21 protein-coding genes are annotated in these 17,857 nt (G+C 64.9%); 11 read left to right on the forward strand and 10 right to left on the reverse strand.

Features of this window, described 5'->3' with window-relative positions; genetic code table 11:
* Positions 1-4: 4 nt before the first annotated feature.
* Entirely contained in the window at positions 5-721 is a 717-nt protein-coding gene (locus ACXR2T_RS00410; RefSeq protein WP_458838100.1) for a hypothetical protein, read from the reverse strand.
* A 374-nt stretch (positions 722-1,095) separates the two neighbouring features.
* Here ACXR2T_RS00410 and ACXR2T_RS00415 point away from each other — a divergent pair, with 374 nt between their 5' ends.
* From ACXR2T_RS00415 to ACXR2T_RS00440, 6 genes are all read left to right on the forward strand, one after another.
* Positions 1,096-2,763 carry a sodium:solute symporter family transporter gene (locus tag ACXR2T_RS00415; RefSeq protein ID WP_458838161.1) on the forward strand — a complete coding sequence of 556 codons (1,668 nt, stop codon included), beginning with the start codon at positions 1,096-1,098 and terminating at the stop codon, positions 2,761-2,763.
* The gene (locus ACXR2T_RS00420) at positions 2,760-2,894 is read left to right on the forward strand and encodes a putative transporter small subunit (protein WP_458811494.1); all 135 of its coding nucleotides are present in this window, start codon (positions 2,760-2,762) and stop codon (positions 2,892-2,894) included. Before ACXR2T_RS00415 ends, ACXR2T_RS00420 begins: the two co-directional genes overlap by 4 nt.
* A gap of 144 nt (positions 2,895-3,038) precedes the next feature.
* Positions 3,039-3,641, forward strand: a complete 603-nt coding sequence (locus ACXR2T_RS00425; RefSeq protein ID WP_458838099.1) for a CueP family metal-binding protein — start codon at positions 3,039-3,041, stop codon at positions 3,639-3,641.
* A 59-nt stretch (positions 3,642-3,700) separates the two neighbouring features.
* Positions 3,701-5,140: a protein adenylyltransferase SelO gene (locus ACXR2T_RS00430; protein WP_458838098.1), complete on the forward strand. Its 1,440-nt coding sequence runs from the start codon at positions 3,701-3,703 to the stop codon at positions 5,138-5,140.
* 160 nt (positions 5,141-5,300) lie between these two features.
* A complete protein-coding gene (locus ACXR2T_RS00435; protein ID WP_458811488.1) occupies positions 5,301-5,783 on the forward strand; it encodes a PACE efflux transporter in 483 nt (160 codons plus the stop codon).
* Positions 5,784-5,864: 81 nt separating this feature from the next.
* On the forward strand, positions 5,865-6,842 hold the full coding sequence (locus tag ACXR2T_RS00440) for a diaminopimelate dehydrogenase (protein ID WP_458838097.1): 978 nt from the start codon (positions 5,865-5,867) through the stop codon (positions 6,840-6,842).
* A 100-nt stretch (positions 6,843-6,942) separates the two neighbouring features.
* Here the strand turns inward: ACXR2T_RS00440 and ACXR2T_RS00445 are convergent, their stop codons facing one another.
* Both ACXR2T_RS00445 and ACXR2T_RS00450 read right to left on the reverse strand, forming a co-directional pair.
* Entirely contained in the window at positions 6,943-8,634 is a 1,692-nt protein-coding gene (locus ACXR2T_RS00445; protein WP_458838096.1) for an FAD-binding dehydrogenase, read from the reverse strand.
* Positions 8,635-8,666: 32 nt separating this feature from the next.
* Complete coding sequence (locus ACXR2T_RS00450) at positions 8,667-9,344, reverse strand: lysophospholipid acyltransferase family protein (RefSeq protein ID WP_458838095.1); 678 nt, start codon at positions 9,342-9,344, stop codon at positions 8,667-8,669.
* 105 nt (positions 9,345-9,449) lie between these two features.
* Between ACXR2T_RS00450 and ACXR2T_RS00455 the strand changes: the two genes are divergently transcribed.
* The 4 genes from ACXR2T_RS00455 to ACXR2T_RS00470 are packed head-to-tail and all read left to right on the forward strand — an operon-like array spanning position 9,450 to position 12,554.
* Complete coding sequence (locus ACXR2T_RS00455) at positions 9,450-10,262, forward strand: ABC transporter ATP-binding protein (protein WP_458811480.1); 813 nt, start codon at positions 9,450-9,452, stop codon at positions 10,260-10,262.
* Positions 10,259-10,909 carry an ABC transporter permease gene (locus ACXR2T_RS00460; RefSeq protein WP_458811478.1) on the forward strand — a complete coding sequence of 217 codons (651 nt, stop codon included), beginning with the start codon at positions 10,259-10,261 and terminating at the stop codon, positions 10,907-10,909. Before ACXR2T_RS00455 ends, ACXR2T_RS00460 begins: the two co-directional genes overlap by 4 nt.
* The gene (locus ACXR2T_RS00465; RefSeq protein ID WP_458838094.1) at positions 10,906-11,610 is read left to right on the forward strand and encodes an ABC transporter permease; all 705 of its coding nucleotides are present in this window, start codon (positions 10,906-10,908) and stop codon (positions 11,608-11,610) included. The genes ACXR2T_RS00460 and ACXR2T_RS00465 overlap by 4 nt, the downstream gene beginning before the upstream one ends.
* Positions 11,607-12,554 carry an ABC transporter substrate-binding protein gene (locus ACXR2T_RS00470; protein WP_458811474.1) on the forward strand — a complete coding sequence of 316 codons (948 nt, stop codon included), beginning with the start codon at positions 11,607-11,609 and terminating at the stop codon, positions 12,552-12,554. Before ACXR2T_RS00465 ends, ACXR2T_RS00470 begins: the two co-directional genes overlap by 4 nt.
* Positions 12,555-12,558: 4 nt before the next feature.
* On the opposite strand, the gene ACXR2T_RS00475 is transcribed toward ACXR2T_RS00470, so the two are convergent.
* Genes ACXR2T_RS00475 through ACXR2T_RS00485 form a run of 3 tightly spaced genes read right to left on the reverse strand, consistent with a single transcriptional unit; the run spans position 12,559 to position 14,744 of the window.
* Positions 12,559-12,987, reverse strand: coding sequence for an NUDIX hydrolase (locus ACXR2T_RS00475; RefSeq protein WP_458838093.1), 429 nt, complete (start codon positions 12,985-12,987; stop codon positions 12,559-12,561).
* A gap of 9 nt (positions 12,988-12,996) precedes the next feature.
* Positions 12,997-13,833, reverse strand: a complete 837-nt coding sequence (locus tag ACXR2T_RS00480) for a M15 family metallopeptidase (protein ID WP_458838092.1) — start codon at positions 13,831-13,833, stop codon at positions 12,997-12,999.
* A gap of 35 nt (positions 13,834-13,868) precedes the next feature.
* A complete protein-coding gene (locus ACXR2T_RS00485) occupies positions 13,869-14,744 on the reverse strand; it encodes a nitrilase-related carbon-nitrogen hydrolase (protein ID WP_458838091.1) in 876 nt (291 codons plus the stop codon).
* A 107-nt stretch (positions 14,745-14,851) separates the two neighbouring features.
* On the opposite strand from ACXR2T_RS00485, the gene ACXR2T_RS00490 reads away from it, so the two are divergent.
* Complete coding sequence (locus ACXR2T_RS00490) at positions 14,852-15,409, forward strand: NUDIX hydrolase family protein (RefSeq protein WP_458811466.1); 558 nt, start codon at positions 14,852-14,854, stop codon at positions 15,407-15,409.
* 36 nt (positions 15,410-15,445) lie between these two features.
* Here the strand turns inward: ACXR2T_RS00490 and ACXR2T_RS00495 are convergent, their stop codons facing one another.
* The 4 genes from ACXR2T_RS00495 to ACXR2T_RS00510 are packed head-to-tail and all read right to left on the reverse strand — an operon-like array spanning position 15,446 to position 17,790.
* Positions 15,446-15,901: a SprT-like domain-containing protein gene (locus ACXR2T_RS00495; RefSeq protein WP_458838090.1), complete on the reverse strand. Its 456-nt coding sequence runs from the start codon at positions 15,899-15,901 to the stop codon at positions 15,446-15,448.
* Positions 15,894-16,772 carry a spermidine synthase gene (locus ACXR2T_RS00500; RefSeq protein ID WP_458838089.1) on the reverse strand — a complete coding sequence of 293 codons (879 nt, stop codon included), beginning with the start codon at positions 16,770-16,772 and terminating at the stop codon, positions 15,894-15,896. Before ACXR2T_RS00500 ends, ACXR2T_RS00495 begins: the two co-directional genes overlap by 8 nt.
* Positions 16,765-17,052 (reverse strand): glutaredoxin domain-containing protein, encoded by a 288-nt coding sequence (locus tag ACXR2T_RS00505; protein ID WP_458811460.1) that lies wholly within the window; start codon positions 17,050-17,052, stop codon positions 16,765-16,767. Before ACXR2T_RS00505 ends, ACXR2T_RS00500 begins: the two co-directional genes overlap by 8 nt.
* 33 nt (positions 17,053-17,085) lie before the next feature.
* Positions 17,086-17,790: a phosphatase PAP2 family protein gene (locus tag ACXR2T_RS00510; protein ID WP_458838088.1), complete on the reverse strand. Its 705-nt coding sequence runs from the start codon at positions 17,788-17,790 to the stop codon at positions 17,086-17,088.
* Positions 17,791-17,857 lie beyond the last annotated feature (67 nt).

Genomic DNA, 17,857 nt, shown 5'->3' on the forward strand with positions numbered 1-17,857 from the left:
AGGCTTATTCTGTAGCGCTCAGCGGTTCTGTCGTGCGTTGCGTGCCTGCCCCGCGCAGGTGCGCCGTTGTGCGCGGGTGCACCCTGCTCTGTAGCTCTGCAACGAGCGCGCTCGAGTGCTCGTTGCAGGCAGCGACCGTGGCCTCGAGCGCGGTAGCAAGTTCGGTGCGTGAAGCTGTGGTGCCGCTGTCGCTGTGGTGCTCGATCGCTAGGGTGGCATCGCGCACGGCATCGAAGTACAGCGAGACGTTGGCTACGTGCAGCAGAATCTCTTCGTTGTCACCGCTCGACGTGAGAAACTGCGTCCACCGGCTCAGCGCATCAGACAGGGCACGCCGTTCGTTGACGACCTGGTGACGCAGGCCCTTAAGCGACTCGGGGCCAAGCTGGGCGGGGAGCTTGAGAGTGCGTGCCACGAAGTGGCCGCGGGCCACCTCGCTTGCGTCGTCATCGACGATAGCGTGCAAGAACTCGGTGATGGCAAGCCTGTTCATGGGCGCCCAGCGTTTGGCGACGCCCCGTTCGGTGAGCCGGTTGAGCACCACAGTTGTGAGAATAAACATGACGAGGCCGGCAGCGAGCCCCGAGAGAATGACCACGTCTTGCCAAAGCCCCGTTGCCACGTCTACCCACACGATCACACCAATGAGTATGAGCCCGCCGACCACGGTGGCGCCGTGGCGGATATTCTGAAGCCTGCGTTGAGCGGCTGGTGTGGTCATGGTGCGACACTCCCGTGTGACTGGTGAACGAAGACGCCTGTGACTCTTCACCATAGCCTGCCCTCGCCCCAGTTTTGCGCATACCTCTGCGTGGAGCCGTGCGCAAGTGGCGCGCTGTTTGGTAGCCTGAGAGTTCGCCTAAAGATTAGGGTGGTGTGCTGCGCTGCCCGTAACCACTCAAGGACTCAATGACCTTACGGCACAGTCAATTACACGCCACACGCAAACACTTTCACCTCGAACCCACCTAGCTGTCTTTCCTTTCTCACGACCAGCGCCCGCGGCTCGCACTGAGCCTGGGCACATGACGAGATAGAAAGACACTCACTGTGGAACACTTCCAAACACTCTCGGGCCCCGTTACGGTGGCCCTCATGCTGCTGTTCTTCGGCGGCAGCCTGTACATGTCGATCCGCATCTCCAAGAAGAAGGAGAACGCCGACGGCTACATGACGGGCGGCGGCAAGATCGGCTTCGGCATTTCGGCGGCATCCATGACGGCCACTTGGATCTGGGCGGCATCGATGTACGCCTCCGCCACCTCTGGCTATACCTATGGCATTTCGGGCCCCATTCACTATGGGCTCTGGGGTGCACTCATGATCCTCTTGATCTATCCTTTCGGGCGCCGGATCAGGGCCGTAGCGCCGAAAGCCCACACGATCGCCGAGGTCATGTTTGCCCGTCACGGGCGCTCGAGTCAGCTGATGCTCGCTGGCTCAAACGTGCTTGGCAGCCTCATTAGCCTCACGTCGAACCTCATCGCGGGCGGCGCACTCATTTCGATGCTGTCACCGTTCACGTTTACGCAGGGCATCATTGCGATCGCTGCGGGCGTGCTGCTTTACACACTTTGGTCGGGGTTTCGTGCTTCGGTGCTTACCGACTTTGCGCAGGTCGTGGCGATGCTTGGCGCTGTTGCCATCATCATTCCCGTCGTGTTCTTTGCGGCGGGCGGCCCAGGCCTGTTCGAGACGGGTGCCGCGAACCTGACCCCGCAGCAGCGCGACTTCTTCTCGTCAGACGCGTTCTTTAACCAGGGCGCACCCTACATTGCGGCGGTGCTCGCGTACGCGATCGGCAACCAGACGATTGCGCAGCGCTTGTTTGCTGTGCGCGAGGATCTGATCAAGAAGACGTTTGTGACCGCGACGGTGGGCTACGGTGCCACCATCATCGGTATCGGCATGCTCGGCGTTATCGCGCTCTACGCTGGCATTGAACCGATGGGCGGCGACGTCAACAATCTGATTCCGCAAATGGCGGCCATGTACTTAGGCCCCGTCTTGATCTGCGTGTTCTTTGTAATGATTATCGGCTCGCTGTCTTCGACCGCCGACGCCGACATGACAGCGCTCGCATCGATCATGATGGCAGACGTGTACGGGCAGAACATTGCCGGTAAGAAGAAGGCGAACCCGCGCACCATGGTGTTCGTGGGGCGCATCACGATGATTGTCGCCACCGCCGCCGGGCTCGGTTTCGCTTCGATGCAGTTCAACATTCTCGACCTGCTTGTGTTTGTTGGGGCGATGTGGGGCGCACTCGTGTTCCCCGTCATCGCGAGCTTCTACTGGGGCCGCGTCACCAACGTCGCGTTCAGTGTGGCGGTTGTTGTGGCACTTGCGGTGTTCGTGCCGGTGCGGTTCGAATGGCTACAGCTTGACGGCGCATTTGGTGTGATTGTCGATGTGCTCTCCGTTATTGGCGTGGGCGTAGTGCTCGGGCTTATGGCCTTTGGGTTCTTCGGCAAACGCGCCGCGCTCATCATCGGCGGGGTCTCGATTGTTGCGGTCGCGCCGTTTGGTATTGGGTTCTTGCACACCTACCCGGTGCTCGCGGGATCCCTCGTCGCCTATGCCGTGTCGACCCTGGTGTGTGTTGGGCTGACCATGCTGAATCGCGGTGAGAGTTTCGACTTTGCGCTCATCAAGGAGCGCACGGGTGACTTCGACCGTGCTGCATCAGAAACGATTGATGTCGTGGTGGCTCCCAGTGAGGTTGCTAGCGATGACATTACAACGGAAGGAGCAAACCGATGAACGCAACATTTTGGCTCACCGTCTACGTGCTGAGCTGGCCCGTGCTGGTGGCGGGCACGCTCACCTATATTGTGCGCGCGTTTATTCGCGACGCAAAAGAGGCCAAGCGTGAGGGCCGAAGCATCATCTAGTGTGCACGGCCACCTGACGTGTACGAAAATATGCGCGACTAATTCCGTTTTAGACTCGTTCAAAAGCGGAATTGGTCGCGCATATTTTGTGTTCAGGAGCAGCGGCAGGGGGATTGTCATGTTGGTCCTGCCAGTATGGGAGACATGAGAACGAGCATCGTCTGGTCTTTCGTATGCGTCGCGGCGCTTTCGCTCACGGGGTGCGCAGCCACTTCGAACGACGCACCCAACCAGGCAGTGGCCCCGGTAGCGACCGCGTCGGCCACTCAGCTACTCTCAGGGCTCGGTCTGTCGACGAATGATGCCGTGACGCTCGTCGAGGGGCTCGAGGCGCTACCCGTCAACGACAGGCCGAACGGGCTCACCGCGCAGGTGCTGCCCGGCAGCGTGCTGCTGCAGCCCGGCACCCCCGCTGAAGAATCGCTCCCGCTCGCGGGTGATGAGTTCTACCTGTCGCTGGCCCCGTACGAAACCCAGACCCACCCGTGCGAGTTTCACGTACCCACGTCGTGCCTCGGCGAGATGCAGGGCGCCGAGATTCAGCTGCGCATCACCGATGCCGAGACCGGCGAGGTGGTGCGCGACGAAGTTACCAGCACCGAAGACAACGGCTTCATTGGTGTCTGGCTGCCGCGCGAGCGCGAGTATCGCGTGCAGGTAACGGCCGACGGCCGCACAGGAGAACAAACCGTGCGCACCGGCAGCACCGATCCCACTTGCATCACCACACTGCAGCTGAAGGCCTAGCGGCGGCGCAACTACGCCGCCGCAATAAGACCGCCGCGGTACAGGCGTACCCTGGAGGTATGACGAAGCAACCTGCCACACCGGCTTCGACAGCCCTGCTACCTCTCGAGTGCGTATACGCAGACGCGTTCCCAGAGCTCGCGCTGCCGTGGGAAGCTCAGCGGCCACTGCACCCAGAGATCACCGTGCTCAACGACCCGCTCGCACGCGAGCTGGGGCTCGATCCCGCGGCTCTGCGCAGCGAAGCTGGGGTACGAGCGCTACTCGGCAATGACCTCGCGCCGGGCGCAAAGCCCGTCGCGCAGGTGTACGCCGGGCACCAGTTTGGCTCCTATTCAGCGCGTCTCGGTGACGGGCGCGCGCTACTGCTGGGCGAACTGCGTATGCAGGGTGGCACGCTCGTCGACATTCACCTCAAGGGCTCTGGCCCCACCCCGTTCGCGCGCGGCGGCGACGGGTTTGCAGCGCTTGGGCCGATGCTGCGCGAGTATCTCGTGAGTGAGGCGATGCACGCGCTCGGCATTCCCACGACCCGCGCGCTTGCGGTGATCACGACGGGGCGACGCATCGCGCGAGACGGTGACCTCGTGCCCGCGGCGGTGCTCGTGCGCGTGGCGGCGAGCCACCTGCGCGTCGGCACCTTCCAGTACGCCCGCGCAACGGGCGACACCGGGCTGCTTGAACGACTCACGCGCTTTGCGCTCGAGCGGCACGCTCCGGATCGCGCAGCTGCCTCCCTCCCTGCGCTGGAGCTGCTCGATCACGTCGTGACGCGTCAGGCCTCCCTCGTTGCACAATGGACCCTCGCCGGGTTTGTGCACGGCGTCATGAATACCGACAATATGACCATCTCGGGTGAAACGATCGACTACGGGCCGTGCGCGTTTCTCGACAATTACGATCCGGCGGCGGTGTTCAGCTCGATCGACAGGCAGGGCCGCTACGCGTTCGGTGCGCAGCCCACGGTGGCCGCATGGAACTTGACCCGCTTCGCTGAGGCGCTGCTGCCGCTCGTAGCGTTAGAAGCCAGGGCCACCGGCGAGACGAATGGTGTGGGCAGGACGAACGGTCGTGATGATGCGGGTGAAAGCGAAACGAGTGAGGGTGCGGTCGCAGCTGCACGTGAGGTGCTCGCACGCTTTGGCCCCGCCTACGATGCGGAGTGGATCGCCGGCATGCGCACCAAACTCGGGTTGCCCGGTACGGTTCTCGATGATGAGGTCGTGCAGCGCGGTACCGCACTACTGGAGGCATGGCAGCGCGAGCGTACCGATTACACACTCGCCATGCGCGAGGCGAACGCTGCAAATCCGCTCTACATCGCACGCAACGCGCTACTCGAAGAGGCGCTCACCCAAGCGACCAGCGGCGACCTCACAATGTTTGAAGAGATGCTCGAGGCCGTGGCCAGGCCGGCGCTCGCCCGCGCAGGGTTCGGCCGCTTCGCGGTCGCACCTGAGGCGGGCGCGCGCCCGTTTGTGAGCTACTGCGGCACGTGACGTTTCCGGTGGCACAAAGTTTCACAATTTGTGCGGTTTCGGCGATGATTTTGTGACTTGACGACTGGTTTCGTTGCGATATAGCCTGTGCGTAGAGGTTATCGCGCTTTAGTGCGGCAAGAGTGCCCACCGTGAAACCCCATCATTTGGAGTGATACCCGTGACCGCCCCAGGCCACACCTTTGCTGCGCCCGCCGCGCAGGCGCGCTTCTTTTCGTCAAATCCTGTGCTTCGTCGTGTGGCGTTCGTGATCGGATACGAGGGCATCAGCCTGCTGTTTACGATCTTCGTGCTGGGTGCGCTGCTCGGTCACGGCGGTGGCGAGTCAACGCTGACCGCCGTGCTCGTAACCGCCACCGCGACGGCCTGGAACTACGTCTGGAATCTCTGCTTTGAGGCATTCGAACGCCGCTCGGCTCGCCGCGGCAGGGGTGCCGTCGCGCGCGCCCTGCACGCGCTGGGGTACGAGGGTGGGGTGCTTGTGTTTACCGTGCCGCTCGTCGCGGTGCTGCTCGGCGTGGGGCTCTGGGAAGCCCTCATGATTGAGGCCGGGCTGCTCGTATTCTTTCTGGTATTTACCCTCGTGTATACGTGGGCGTTCGACCGGGTGTGTGGGCTGCCTGCGTCTGCGCGGTGCCAGTAGCTGTGACCTGCGCGTAACACTAGCCCATTACACTCGCATCAGCGCTCAGCGCAAATCGCGCGCGCAAGAAAGGCAACGCTGATGACTATTCGCATCGGAATCGTTGGTTATGGCAATCTGGGGCGCGGTGTGCAGACCGCTATTGCGGCCCAGCCCGACCTCTCGCTCGCGGGTATTTTTACTCGCCGCGACCCGGTCACCTTCGATCCCGTAGATGATGCTCCCGTCTTTGCGCTCGCCGACATTGACGCGCACGCAGATGACATCGACGTACTTGTGCTCTGCGGTGGCTCGGCGAGCGACCTGCCAGTGCAGAGCCCCGAGCTCGCACGCAGGTTCTCGATCGTTGACAGCTTCGACAACCACGCGCTCATTCCCGAGCACTTCGCCGCGGTTGATGCCGCAGCGACCGCCGGTGGTACAACGGCGGTCATCTCGACCGGATGGGACCCGGGCCTGTTCTCGATCAACCGTCTCTATGGCGAGGCTATTCTGCCGCAGGGGGAGACCTACACATTCTGGGGCAGTGGTATTAGCCAGGGGCACTCGGACGCGGTGCGTCGTATCCCCGGCGTGGCGGGTGCAGCGCAGTACACACTGCCCGCAGTGGACGCGATCGAGCGTGTGCGTGCGGGCGAGCAGCCCGAGCTCACGACCCGTGAGAAGCACGTGCGACAGTGCTTTGTCGTGCTTGAAGAGGGCGCAGACGCCGAGGTGGTGCGCGAGGCGATCGTGACGATGCCCAACTATTTCGAACCGTACGACACGACCGTCAACTTCATTTCGGCCGAGGAGCTTGCGCGCGATCACTCGGGCATGCCGCACGGCGGTTTTGTGATTCGCAGCGGCGAGACGTCGCAGGGTACAAAGCAGGTAGTCGAGTACAGCCTCAAGCTCGACTCAAACCCCGAGTTCACGTCAAGTGTGCTTGTGGCGTATGCGCGAGCAGTCGTTCGACTCGCGCAGGCGGGCGATCATGGCGCAAAGACGCCGTTTGATATCGCCCCGGCTCTGCTGTCGCCTAAGTCGGCGGCTGAACTGCGCGCGGGCTTGCTGTAGCAGCACCACCCCTACGCAATATGGCTCATACACAACATGTGTATGAGCCATATTACGTTGGGGTGTTAGCTAGAGCGGTGCGCGCGGCGATACAGCAGGGCTACTTGACATCGCGTACGACACCCCGGCCCGCCGAACGCCCCGAAAACAGGCACCCGCCCAAGAATGTACCCTCGAGCGCGTTGTAGCCGTGCACGCCGCCGCCGCCAAACCCCGCGGCTTCGCCCGCGGCATACAGCCCGGGCACCGGCTCACCCGTCGCACTGAGCGCCCGAGAACTCAGGTCGGTCTGAATGCCGCCGAGGCTCTTGCGCGTGAGCACGTGCAGTTTGATGCCGATGAGGGGGCCCGCGCTGGGGTCGAGTAGCCGGTGCGGGGAGGTAGTGCGGGTGAGTCGATCACCCAAATACCTGCGCGAGTTGTGGATACTCATCACCTGCGCGTCCTTTGTAAACGGGTTCGCAAGTTCGGCGTCACGCTCACGCACGACCCCGGCGACCCTGGCCGCGTCGAGAAGTGGAGTAGGCGTGAGCTCATTCATACGCGCTACGAGCTCGGGCACCGAGGCGCCCCGTACAAAGTCTGCCCCGTGATCAATGAATGCCTGCACCGGCCCGGGCACACCCCGACCAAGCCGCGTGCGCACGAGCAACTTCTTGTCACGGTTCGTCAGGTCAGGGTTTTGCTCAGAGCCAGACAGCGCAAACTCCTTGGCGGCCATACGCGCCGTCACGATGAACCACGAATGATCGTGGGCCGCGAGATCCGGCGTCGTGCGCAGCAGCCGCAGCGTGCCGAGCGTGTCGTGGCCCGGCAGACCGGGCAGCGGCAGTCTGCGACCGAGCGCGTCGAGCCACAGGGGCGAGGGACCGGGCAGAATGCGTATCGCGTGCCCCGGCCACACGGGATTCCAGTTGCGAATGCCCTCGGTGTAATGCCACATGCGGTCGCGGTTGACGAGCCGCGCACCGGCGGCTCCGGCCTGGTCGATCACGCGCCCGTCCACGTAGGCCGGCACGCCCGTGACCATGTGTGCGGGCGGCGTGCCAAGGCGTGCGGGCCAAAACTTGCGCACGAGATCGTGGTCGCCACCGATGCCGCCCGAGGCCACGATCACCGCTGGCGCGCGCAGCTCAAAATCGCCTGCCACCTCACGGTTCGAGGGGGCCCCGCGCAGATTCGCGCACGGTGCGAGCCGCGTACCCGCGACCCCCACCACGCGCCCCGCCTCGACCAGCAGTTCGTCGCATCGGTGCCGGTGCAACACACGGGTTCGGCCCGCTTCGACCGCTCGCTCTGCGGCATCGATGAAGGGCCGGATCACGCCCGTTCCTGTGCCCCACGGCACGTGAAACCGCGGCACCGAGTTTCCGTGCCCGCCCGCGGTCAGGTCGCCGCGTTCGGCCCACCCGACAACGGGGGTAAGGTCGATGCCCGCCTGCCGAATCCAGGCGCGCTTCTCACTCGCCGCAAATTCGACGTAGGCGCGTCCCCAGCGTTCGGCCCACACGTCATCGCCAGCGTGAGGGCCGGCGCTCGCCGCGCCCCTGTCCCACTGCGCGCTACCGCGCCAGTCCTGCCAGGCGAGCTCAAATGAATCGCGCACCCCAAAACGGCGCTGCTCTGGGGTGTCGACTAAGAAGAGCCCACCAAACGACCACCATGCCTGCCCACCCAAGTCTTGCGGGCCCTCTTGGTCGATGATGATCGTGCGCAGCCCCGCGGCAGCGGGCTCACGTGCGGCGGTGAGACCCGCGAGCCCGGCTCCCACAATGATGACGTCGGCGTCCATGCGACCATTCTGCCCCCGTATGACACGAAAGGCTATGCCCCGCGGCCGCCCGAACCGTGCTCGCCTGCGCGCTCCTGCCCGGATAACGTAGCGATCGCCGCCATGATGCGCTCGGTGGCCTCACGTCGCGCGCGGCCACCGGGCAGACCCGCAAGGTCTGAGAGCGGCACGGGGGCGCCGAAACGCAGTTCGACGGGATCCGGCCGCTCGGTCCTGGTGTTCAGTAGCCGCCGGTTCGTGCCGATCAGACCCACAGGTACGACGGTGGCGCCCGTCTCGAGTGCCAGCCAGGCCGCACCTGAGCGGCCGCGGTACAGCCTGCCATCGCGCGACCTGGTGCCCTCGGGAAGCACAGCGAAGACGCTGCCCGCAGCAAGCACGTCGCGGCCCGCGTCCAGGGCTGCCTGGGCGGCACTGGATGTGTTCCGGTGCACCGCAATGGCACCGATCTGGCGAAAGAACCAACCGCCCAAGCGCGAGTGAAACAGCGAGGCTTTTGCGAGAAACTGCACGCGCCGGGGTGAGAACGACGGGATCAAAACGGTGTCGAGGCCCGAAAGATGGTTGCTGACGACGAGAACGGGGCCGGTAGCGGGCACGTGCTCACGCCCAGTTACACGAGGGCGGTAACGCAGGCGAAGGTAGGGGCGCAGCACTGCCCGACCGATATAGAAAACGGGGCCGGGGCGCGGGGTGGTGAGAGCGTGCACCCATCGATGGTAGCCCGCGAATCCCCTGCGAACCGGTCGCGCCCGCTGTTTAGACACCAGTAGGGTGGGGCGTAGGGCCGCACACCAATTGAGGAGGTGCCCCACATGATCGAGTTCGAGGGCGTGTCGAAGCGATACCCCGACGGCACAATCGCTGTCACCGATTTCTCGCTGGCGATCGCTTCGCGCTCTGTGGTCGCGCTGGTTGGTTCTTCTGGTTCGGGTAAGACGACGTTGCTGCGCATGATCAATCGTATGGTTGAGCCAACGGCGGGCCGTGTACTCATCGATGGCGCAGACATTCGCGAGCGGGGCGCTGTGCAGCTGCGACGGTCGATCGGGTATGTCATGCAGCAGGGCGGGCTCCTGCCGCACCGTAGCGTGCTCGACAACGTATCGACGGTGCCACGGCTCACGGGAGCGACCCGCGCAGCGGCAAAGCGACGCGCCAGCGAGCTGCTTGAACTCGTTGGGCTCGACGCCGCGCTTGGCACGCGCTTTCCGGCACAACTGTCGGGTGGGCAACAGCAGCGGGTGGGCGTGGCCCGCGCGCTCGCGGCAGACCCCAATATTTTGCTGATGGATGAGCCGTTTGGGGCGGTAGATCCGATTGTACGCCGCGAGCTGCAGGCCGAGCTCTTGCGGCTGCAGGCCGAGCTCGGCAAAACGATCGTGTTTGTGACGCACGACGTCGATGAGGCCCTTCGTGTGGGAGATGAAATCGTGCTCCTTGAAGCGGGAGCACGTATCGCCCAGCATGACACCCCGCAGAGTGTGCTTGCCGCGCCGGCTAACGAGTTCGTGCGCGAGTTTGTGGGCGCCAACCTGTCTGAGCGCAAACTACGGGTCAAGCGCGTCGGCGACCGCACGGTCGCGCTCGACGAGCACGGCACACCTGTGGGGGTGCTCGAAGAATGAGCTGGTGGCTCAACAACTGGGAGCAGGTGGCGGGCCTCGCTGCCGCACACCTCGCGCTCAGTCTGCCAGCGATTGCGTTGAGCCTCGTGATTGCGGTACCGATCGGCCGCCTCGCGTTCGTGCGCCCGCGTGCGGGCGGGCCGCTTTTGAGTATCGCGAGCCTGGCGTATGCGATCCCGGCGCTGCCGCTGCTCATCATCGTGCCCGCCATTTTGGGGGTGCCGTTGCGCTCGTGGCAGACGATGGTTACGGCGCTCACCGTGTACGGTGTGGCCCTCCTCGTGCGAACGTCCGCCGACGCGTTTGCGTCCGTCGACGAGCAGGTGCGCACCGCAGCGATCGCCCTTGGCCACTCACGCCGCGCACTGTTTTGGCGCGTTGACCTGCCGCTTGCAACACCCGTGATCGTCTCGGGGCTGCGGGTTGTAGTGGTGTCGACGGTGAGTCTCGTGACGATCGGCGCGCTGATCGGTGTGCCCAGCCTTGGGTCGTTGCTCACCGACGGATTTCAGCGCGGCATCGCGGGTGAGGTGTGGGCGGGCGTCATCGCGACCGTGTTGCTCGCCCTCGTGCTCGATCTCGCCGTGCTCGGAATTGGCCGGGTGCTCAGTCCCTGGGCGCGGGTAGTACAGGGGCAGCGCGCATGAACTTATTTGCCGATGCTCTGACATGGCTCTTGGACCCTGCCCAGTGGAGTGGTACGGGCTCGATTCCCGTGCGGCTCGGTCAGCACCTCGCGCTGACGGTTGTCGTCATTGTCGTGGGCTCGGCGATCGCGCTGCCCGCAGGCGTCGCAATCGGGCACACCCGCCGCGGAGCCGCCTGGGTTGGTGGCGTCGCGGGGGCTGCTCGCGCGCTGCCCACGCTCGGTTTGCTCACGCTGTTCGGGCTCGCGCTCGGAATTGGCGTGTTAGCGCCCGTGCTTGCCCTCGTTATTCTCGCGATTCCGTCGCTTTTGGCTGGCGCATATGCGGGGGTGCAGGCGGTCGACCCGGCAGTGCCCGACGCCGCGAAAGCGGTCGGCATGACACCGCTGCAGGTCGTCTGGCAGGCAGAGCTGCCGCTCGCACTGCCGGTGCTGGTGGGCGGGGTGCGGGCCGCCACCCTGCAGGTCGTGTCGACACTGACGCTTGCGGCTTATGTCGCGGATGCTGGGCTGGGGCGCTACCTGTTCGCGGGGCTTAAGACCCGTGACTACGCGCAGATGCTTGCGGGTGCGCTGCTCGTGGTTGCGCTCACCCTGCTCCTTGATTTATTCCTTGGACTCACTCAGCGCGCGGTGGGCCGCGTCGCGCAACGCGCGCACCCCACCGTCGAACACAAGACAAGAAAGGTGATTCGATCATGACCAGGCAAGGCTTCGCCATTTCACGCTCACTCAAGCTGGCCGCGAGCGCCGCGGCCGCGGCGCTCGCCCTCACACTCGCGGGCTGCGCAGGCGCCGGGGGAGGCGACCCGCTCGCCGCTGGCGGCGAGAACGACGCCGACGGTGGCACGATCGTCGTCGGCTCGCAAGACTACTATTCGAACGAGATCATCGCTGAGCTGTACGCGCAGGCGCTCGAAGCGGGCGACTATCAGGTGGACCGGCAGTTGCGCATCGGCCAGCGCGAGGTGTACCTGCCCGAGCTCGAGGCGGGTAGCATCGATCTGATGCCGGAGTACACGGGTAACCTGCTGCAGTACTGGCAGCCCGACACCGAAGCACGCACAGCAGACGACGTGTATGCCGCGCTTACAGACGCGACGCCCAGTGGGCTGCGCGTGCTCGCCCAGTCACCCGCCACCGACCAAGACTCATACGTTGTTACGAGCGCGTTTGCCGACGAGTGGCAGCTGGAGTCGATCGGAGATCTCGCGAGTGTCACTGAACCACTCACCCTCGGCGCGAACTCCGAGGCCGAGACGCGCCCCTACGGGCCGAAGGGGCTCGCGAGCGTGTACGGCGTGAACGACGTCGCGTTCACGCCCATCGAAGATAGCGGCGGGCCACTCACGCTCAAAGCGCTCACCGACGGTGACATCCAACTCGCTAACATTTATTCGGCTGACCCTGCGCTGTCGGGCGGCGAGTTTGTGACGCTCGCAGATCCCAAGGGCATCTTCTTGGCTTCGCATGTGGTGCCGGTCGTGAGTGATCGGGTCGATGACGCCGCCGCCAAGATCATCGACGAAGTGAGCGCTAAACTCACGCCCAAAGATCTCGTTGCGCTCAACGCGCGAAGCGTGAACGATGAGCTGAATGCGCGCGATATCGCGGCTGACTGGCTGCGAGATCAAGGCCTTGTCTAGCCCGCTATGATTGCGCGGCGAGCGCTGGAAACACGCACTGTGTATTGAGTGGCGCGAGGTCTGTACGCTCCAGTGCCGGATCAATCCACTCGATACTTTCGATCTCTGCGCGCGGGGTGGCATCGAGCGCCGCGGCGAGAAAGTCGTGCGTGAACACGGTCGCCATGAGTGCGAAGCCTGGCTCGTTGGCGGCCACGGTGCGAAACGTGCCGAGGAGTACCAGATCGCTGGCGTTGAGCGTGAGTCCGAGTTCTTCGACAACTTCGCGTGCCGCGCAGGCTGCGGCGCTCTCGCCGGGATCGGGTTTGCCACCCGGCAGCATAAACGCGCTTGTACCGCGCTTGCGCACGTTCAAGACACGACCGGCACGGTCGCGCAGTACCACGGCACTGACATGGATAACCTGATCCGGAGTGGATGCGAGAGTTGACATCGTGCCCGCCTAGCCCGCGTAGCCAGGCGCCGCGGGCAAGTCGAAGAACTCCTCGAGCGTCGTGATGCCCGTGCGCTGCATCTCGGACGCGAGCTCGGGGCCGACGTAACGGAAGTGCCACGGCTCGGGCATAAAGCCGGTGATGTGCTGTTTCTCGGCAGGGTATCGCTCGATGAAGCCGTAGGCGGCCGCGTTTGCAGCGAGCCACTGCCCAGCGGGGGTGTCACCAAAGCAGCTTGCGAGGTAGCAGGCGCCGTAATCGTCGAGGTCGACGGTGAGGCCCGTCTGATGCTCAGAATGACCGGGCCGCGCCGAGTACGTGTCGGCGGCCTCTTGGCCATCGCGCGCGATGTACCCGTTGTACAGTTGCACCTGCAGTCCATAGGTGCGGTAGGCGCTAATGATGCGCACATCGTAACCAGCATCGCGGGCGCCCGCGATGAACTGCTCAGACGCGCGGGCGGCGACCTCGCGCAGTGGCTGACCGTTGTCGTTGGCGACGCCCACGGTCTCGACGAGGTCTGACGGTTCGAAGTCGACGGGTGTGAACGGGCGAAGCTTGTTGCCGACGACCCAGATCGACATGGGGTCGTCGATCGAGTGCGCCTGGCGGTCAAAACCCGAGTCCGCCGCGGCGGGCTTGGGGGCCTCAGGCTGCGGAGCAGCGTCTGACTCGGCCGCTTCTCGCTTCTTCTTGTCAGCTTCGGCCCGCGCTTTCGCCTCGGCCGCCTGTGAGGAGGCGGACTTCTTGGGGCCCGCGGGCTCGGGCTCTGGCGCGCATGCGGCGAGTGAGCCGACAAGGGCGAGGGCGAGCAAAGCGGCTGCGCTTGGCCGAATAAACGTCATAGCAATATCGTAGGGGACGACTCGGAACAGCCCGATTAAGCGAGCGGCTCGCCGCTGAGCTCGCGGTAGCGAGCGTCAGAAAGCCGGTCTGCGATGACGGGAAACGCGGCGCGCACGGCGGACACAGCATCGAGCGGTACATCTGCCACGCAGACCTCCTCACCGTCGCCGCACTCGACGATGACGCGACCACTCGGGTCGACGATGCGGCTGAACCCACCGAGCTGCACGTCGCCCTGCACGCCGCCGGCGTTGCACGCGAGCACCCAGAGCTGATGCTCGATCGCGCGGGCCTGCGACAGTACACGCCAGTGCTCGCGCCGGGCGGCTGGCCACGCGGCGGGCACCACCGCCGCCCAAGCGCCGCGCTCGCTGATTTGCTGCCACAGGCCAGGAAACCGCAGGTCGTAACAGGTGGTGCTGGCGAGCGGGCCGACGGGGCTGTCGGTGACGCTGAGGGTGTCGCCGGGGGTGAGTAGCTGTGACTCGAGTGACTCATAACCAAACACGTGAATCTTGCGGTACAGCTGCACGATCTCACCAGCTGCGTTGAGCAACACTGCCGTGTTAAACAGTTGGCCCTGCGTGCCATGCTCACTGCTGCCGCGTTCGATAATGCTGCCCAAGTGAATCCAACTGCCGAGCTCGCGTGCCACCGCCGCCATCGCGGTTACGGTGGGTCCATCAAGCGCCTCGGCGCGCGTCGCATACTCGTCGAAGGCGAAGTAGCCGGGGCTCCAGAGCTCGGGCAACACAAATAGGTCGACACCGGTGTGCCCGCGCAACAGTTGTGCAACGCGTGCGATGCGATCGTGCTGCGCTTCGGCGGGCGGGCTCGCCACCTGCACGAGCGCAACCCGTGCAACCGGCTCGCTATGAACGGCGGGGGAGTTCGAAAGCGTTCGGTCCATAACGCCCACCCTACGCGGTGCGTGCATAGCCACCGAGCGTACGGCAGAATGGAACACGGTGATGCCCCATCGTGCGGGCATTAACCGTGACCGAAGGGTGAACACGCATGAGCATCGACACGGCGCCCAGGCCCGAGGGCGACGACAGGCCAGCAAATCCCGGCTGGCTGAACGAAGAGGAACTGCGCTTTGTGCGCGGCAGGCTGCCCATGCTCTACGTCGAAGCAGTGCCGGTGCGTGTGGACGGCATGGGACAGATCACCGAGGTGGGGCTGCTGCTGCGCAGCACGCCAGACGGTGTTATGACCCGCACGCTGGTGTCTGGCCGCGTGCGCTACGGCGAGCCCGTGCGTGAAGCGCTCGCCAGGCACCTCGAAAATGACCTCGGACCAATGGCGTTTCCGCAGATGCCCAACGCGCTGGTGCCAGCACAGGTCGCCGAATACTTTCCCATCCCGGGAATCTCGCAGTTCTACGATGAGCGCCAGCATGCGGTGTCGCTCGTGTACGTCGTACCGGTTACGGGGACGTGTAACCCTAGGCAGGACGCGCTCGAGGTGACGTGGATGACGCCAGAACTCGCGCTCTCAGACGAGACGCTGCGCGAACTTTCGGGCGGACGAGGGGCGCTGCTGCGTCAGGCACTCGCCACCGCGGGTTGTTAGTCGCGTCACCGCGGGCGGTGAGTGTGGTGAGCCGGACTAATGTGCGCGGCGCTGCCACCTAATCAGGTGAGCGGGCGAGAACCCACGCTGGCATCGGCCACACGATACGTCCCTCGTGGGCGCGCGAAACTTGTAGTGCGCGTGCCCGGCGGGGCACGCTCCCACCCAGGGGGCATGCTCGTGAGCGATCTCGCCCTGGTGGGTTGTGCCGCCGACATAGCCAATGACCTCTGCAAGGCGTTTCCAGCGGGGACCGTGCCCGGCATCTGGCCCGGCTAGCGCGTGCGCGACCTCGTGCAGCAGCGTTTGATAGATCTCTTCGTCAGAGAACTTGACCGCCAAATAGCGTGAAACGGTGATCTGCTTTTTGCCGAAGTGGCACAACCCCGCCCGGCGCTTCGCGTGGTCAAACCCAAACTGCCAGCCCTGCTTCGGGAGGTACATGTTGATGAGCGCCTCGCCCCACACGCGCACCCGCTCAAGCTCAGCCACGGCCGAACAGCTCTCGTGCGGGCGCGGGGGAGTCAACTGCGGTGGCGTCGGTCACGATGCGGCCACCGCGCGCGAGCTCGGCGAGTTCTCGGCTGTGCAGCATACGCGCGGGGTGTGGGCCCCCCGCCAAGAGCCGAGGCAGCCAGTCAAGCGCGTCAAGTGGTTCGGCCGAAGCGACAAACACGATGTTGCCAAATCTGCGTCCCTTGAGCACCTGCGGTTCTGCGACCGCCGCGACCGCTGAAAACAGGCTCATAAGGGTCGCTGCCTGATTGCGCGCAAACGGGAGCCCGGTGCCGTCTGCGATGTTCACGACTACCACGCCGCCGGGCGCGAGCAGCGGGCGCAGCAGTTCGTAGAACTCCGTACTCGAGACGTGCGCGGGAGTGCGCGCCCCCGCGAAAATGTCGACAACCACGAGGTCCATTGCTCCCTGCATGCCAGCCGGGAGCTTGCTCAGCACCTCGCGGGCGTCGCCGCGCCGTACCCGAATGCTCGCGCGCTTGGGTAGGGGAGCAGCCTCGCGTACGAGGTCGACGATCGCACCCTCGAGCTCGACCACCTGCTGCCTGCTGCCGGGCCGAGTGGCCTCGACATAGCGCGGCAGCGTGAATGCGCCGCCGCCGAGGTGCAGTGCCGAGATCGGCTCACCCGCCGGTCGAAACAGATCGATGACGTGCCCCATGCGGCGCACGTACTCAAAGAACAAGTCGGTCTCGTCTTCGAGATTCACGTGCGACTGCGGGGTGCCATCGATCACGAGCTGTACCGCCCCGGGCACCCACTCGTCTTCTTCGATCGCGGCGACGAGCCCAGACGGCAGCGTAACGGCCAGCGGAAGCGGTGGCCCGGTGGCAATCTTGCTAGCCACGACCCAACCCCAATTCGTCGATCTTGCGCAGCATGTCTGCGTTGGACGGCTCGACCTGGTGGCTGGCATCGGGGTACAGAATCACCGGAATATTAGTGCGGCCGCTGATGTCACGGGCGACTTCGGCCGCGTCGGGCTCTGCGATGAGATCGACGTAGCGATAGTTCACTCCGGCACGGTCAAACACGAGCTTGGCGCGCCGGCAGTCCCCGCACCAGTCGGCGCCAAACATGACGGTCTGGGTATCGTGGGATTCAGTTGAAGAAGTGTTCTGGCTCATGTCAACAGCCTAAAGTGACCCTCCGACATTGGCCTAAGCGAGCCCCGCCGCACCGCGCTCAGCGCGACCTGCGCCGAACCACGGTTTCCACAGTGCGTAGCTCAGCAGGGCCGCTGCCGTGCCCAGGAGCGCACCCGCTACGGTGTCGCTCAGCCAGTGCACGTGCAGCGCCGTACGGCTCCACGCCATCAGCGCCACCCAGGCCCCAGCCCCCGCGTATACCCACACGTGCTGACGCCGTGCGAGCCACCCTGCGCTGCACACAACGAGCGCGAGTGAGACGGCGAGCGCGGCTGCGCCCATCGTGTGCCCCGACGGATACGAGCTGCCGCTCGCACTGTAGAGCTGCCCCCATGGTCTGGGGCGCGCGATCAGGCTCTTCAGCAGCTCTGATCCGGCAATTCCAAACAGCATCGCTGTTAACACGGTCGCCGCGCCACGGGGCAGCCGCAGCGCAAAGAACAGCGCGGCCGCGATCGCCGCACACGAGGCGGCGCCCACGCCGCTGCCCACTTCGGCCATAAACGCCGCGATCGCGAATGTACCGCTGCCCGGAGATACCGCCGCGACACCGTGCCACCATGAGTCGACGCCGAGCGGTCCCTGCTCGGCAAACCGCAGATACGCGCCAAACGCGAGCACGATTGCGATCGCGCCAAACGCCCACGGCGCCGCAGCTCGCGGCGGCCGCGATGTGTGATCCGGATCATGGCGCCGCGGAGGTGAAACTTGATGCATTGAGCTACAGTAGCGCCGCGAGCTAGAGAGTTTTGTGAGTGCCGCGCGTCGCGCACGATGAGGCGGT

Source organism: Leucobacter faecis (assembly GCF_054456635.2).

Excerpts from the sequence above, each read along its gene's own strand:
- ACXR2T_RS00410 (WP_458838100.1), bottom strand. The coding sequence starts at position 721 with ATGACCACACCAGCCGCTCAACGCAGGCTTCAGAATATCCGCCACGGC.
- ACXR2T_RS00415 (WP_458838161.1), top strand. The coding sequence starts at position 1,096 with ATGCTGCTGTTCTTCGGCGGCAGCCTGTACATGTCGATCCGCATCTCC.
- ACXR2T_RS00420 (WP_458811494.1), top strand. The coding sequence starts at position 2,760 with ATGAACGCAACATTTTGGCTCACCGTCTACGTGCTGAGCTGGCCCGTG.
- ACXR2T_RS00425 (WP_458838099.1), top strand. The coding sequence starts at position 3,039 with ATGAGAACGAGCATCGTCTGGTCTTTCGTATGCGTCGCGGCGCTTTCG.
- ACXR2T_RS00430 (WP_458838098.1), top strand. The coding sequence starts at position 3,701 with ATGACGAAGCAACCTGCCACACCGGCTTCGACAGCCCTGCTACCTCTC.
- ACXR2T_RS00440 (WP_458838097.1), top strand. The coding sequence starts at position 5,865 with ATGACTATTCGCATCGGAATCGTTGGTTATGGCAATCTGGGGCGCGGT.
- ACXR2T_RS00445 (WP_458838096.1), bottom strand. The coding sequence starts at position 8,634 with ATGGACGCCGACGTCATCATTGTGGGAGCCGGGCTCGCGGGTCTCACC.
- ACXR2T_RS00455 (WP_458811480.1), top strand. The coding sequence starts at position 9,450 with ATGATCGAGTTCGAGGGCGTGTCGAAGCGATACCCCGACGGCACAATC.
- ACXR2T_RS00460 (WP_458811478.1), top strand. The coding sequence starts at position 10,259 with ATGAGCTGGTGGCTCAACAACTGGGAGCAGGTGGCGGGCCTCGCTGCC.
- ACXR2T_RS00465 (WP_458838094.1), top strand. The coding sequence starts at position 10,906 with ATGAACTTATTTGCCGATGCTCTGACATGGCTCTTGGACCCTGCCCAG.
- ACXR2T_RS00470 (WP_458811474.1), top strand. The coding sequence starts at position 11,607 with ATGACCAGGCAAGGCTTCGCCATTTCACGCTCACTCAAGCTGGCCGCG.
- ACXR2T_RS00475 (WP_458838093.1), bottom strand. The coding sequence starts at position 12,987 with ATGTCAACTCTCGCATCCACTCCGGATCAGGTTATCCATGTCAGTGCC.
- ACXR2T_RS00480 (WP_458838092.1), bottom strand. The coding sequence starts at position 13,833 with ATGACGTTTATTCGGCCAAGCGCAGCCGCTTTGCTCGCCCTCGCCCTT.
- ACXR2T_RS00485 (WP_458838091.1), bottom strand. The coding sequence starts at position 14,744 with ATGGACCGAACGCTTTCGAACTCCCCCGCCGTTCATAGCGAGCCGGTT.
- ACXR2T_RS00490 (WP_458811466.1), top strand. The coding sequence starts at position 14,852 with ATGAGCATCGACACGGCGCCCAGGCCCGAGGGCGACGACAGGCCAGCA.
- ACXR2T_RS00505 (WP_458811460.1), bottom strand. The coding sequence starts at position 17,052 with ATGAGCCAGAACACTTCTTCAACTGAATCCCACGATACCCAGACCGTC.
- ACXR2T_RS00510 (WP_458838088.1), bottom strand. The coding sequence starts at position 17,790 with ATGCATCAAGTTTCACCTCCGCGGCGCCATGATCCGGATCACACATCG.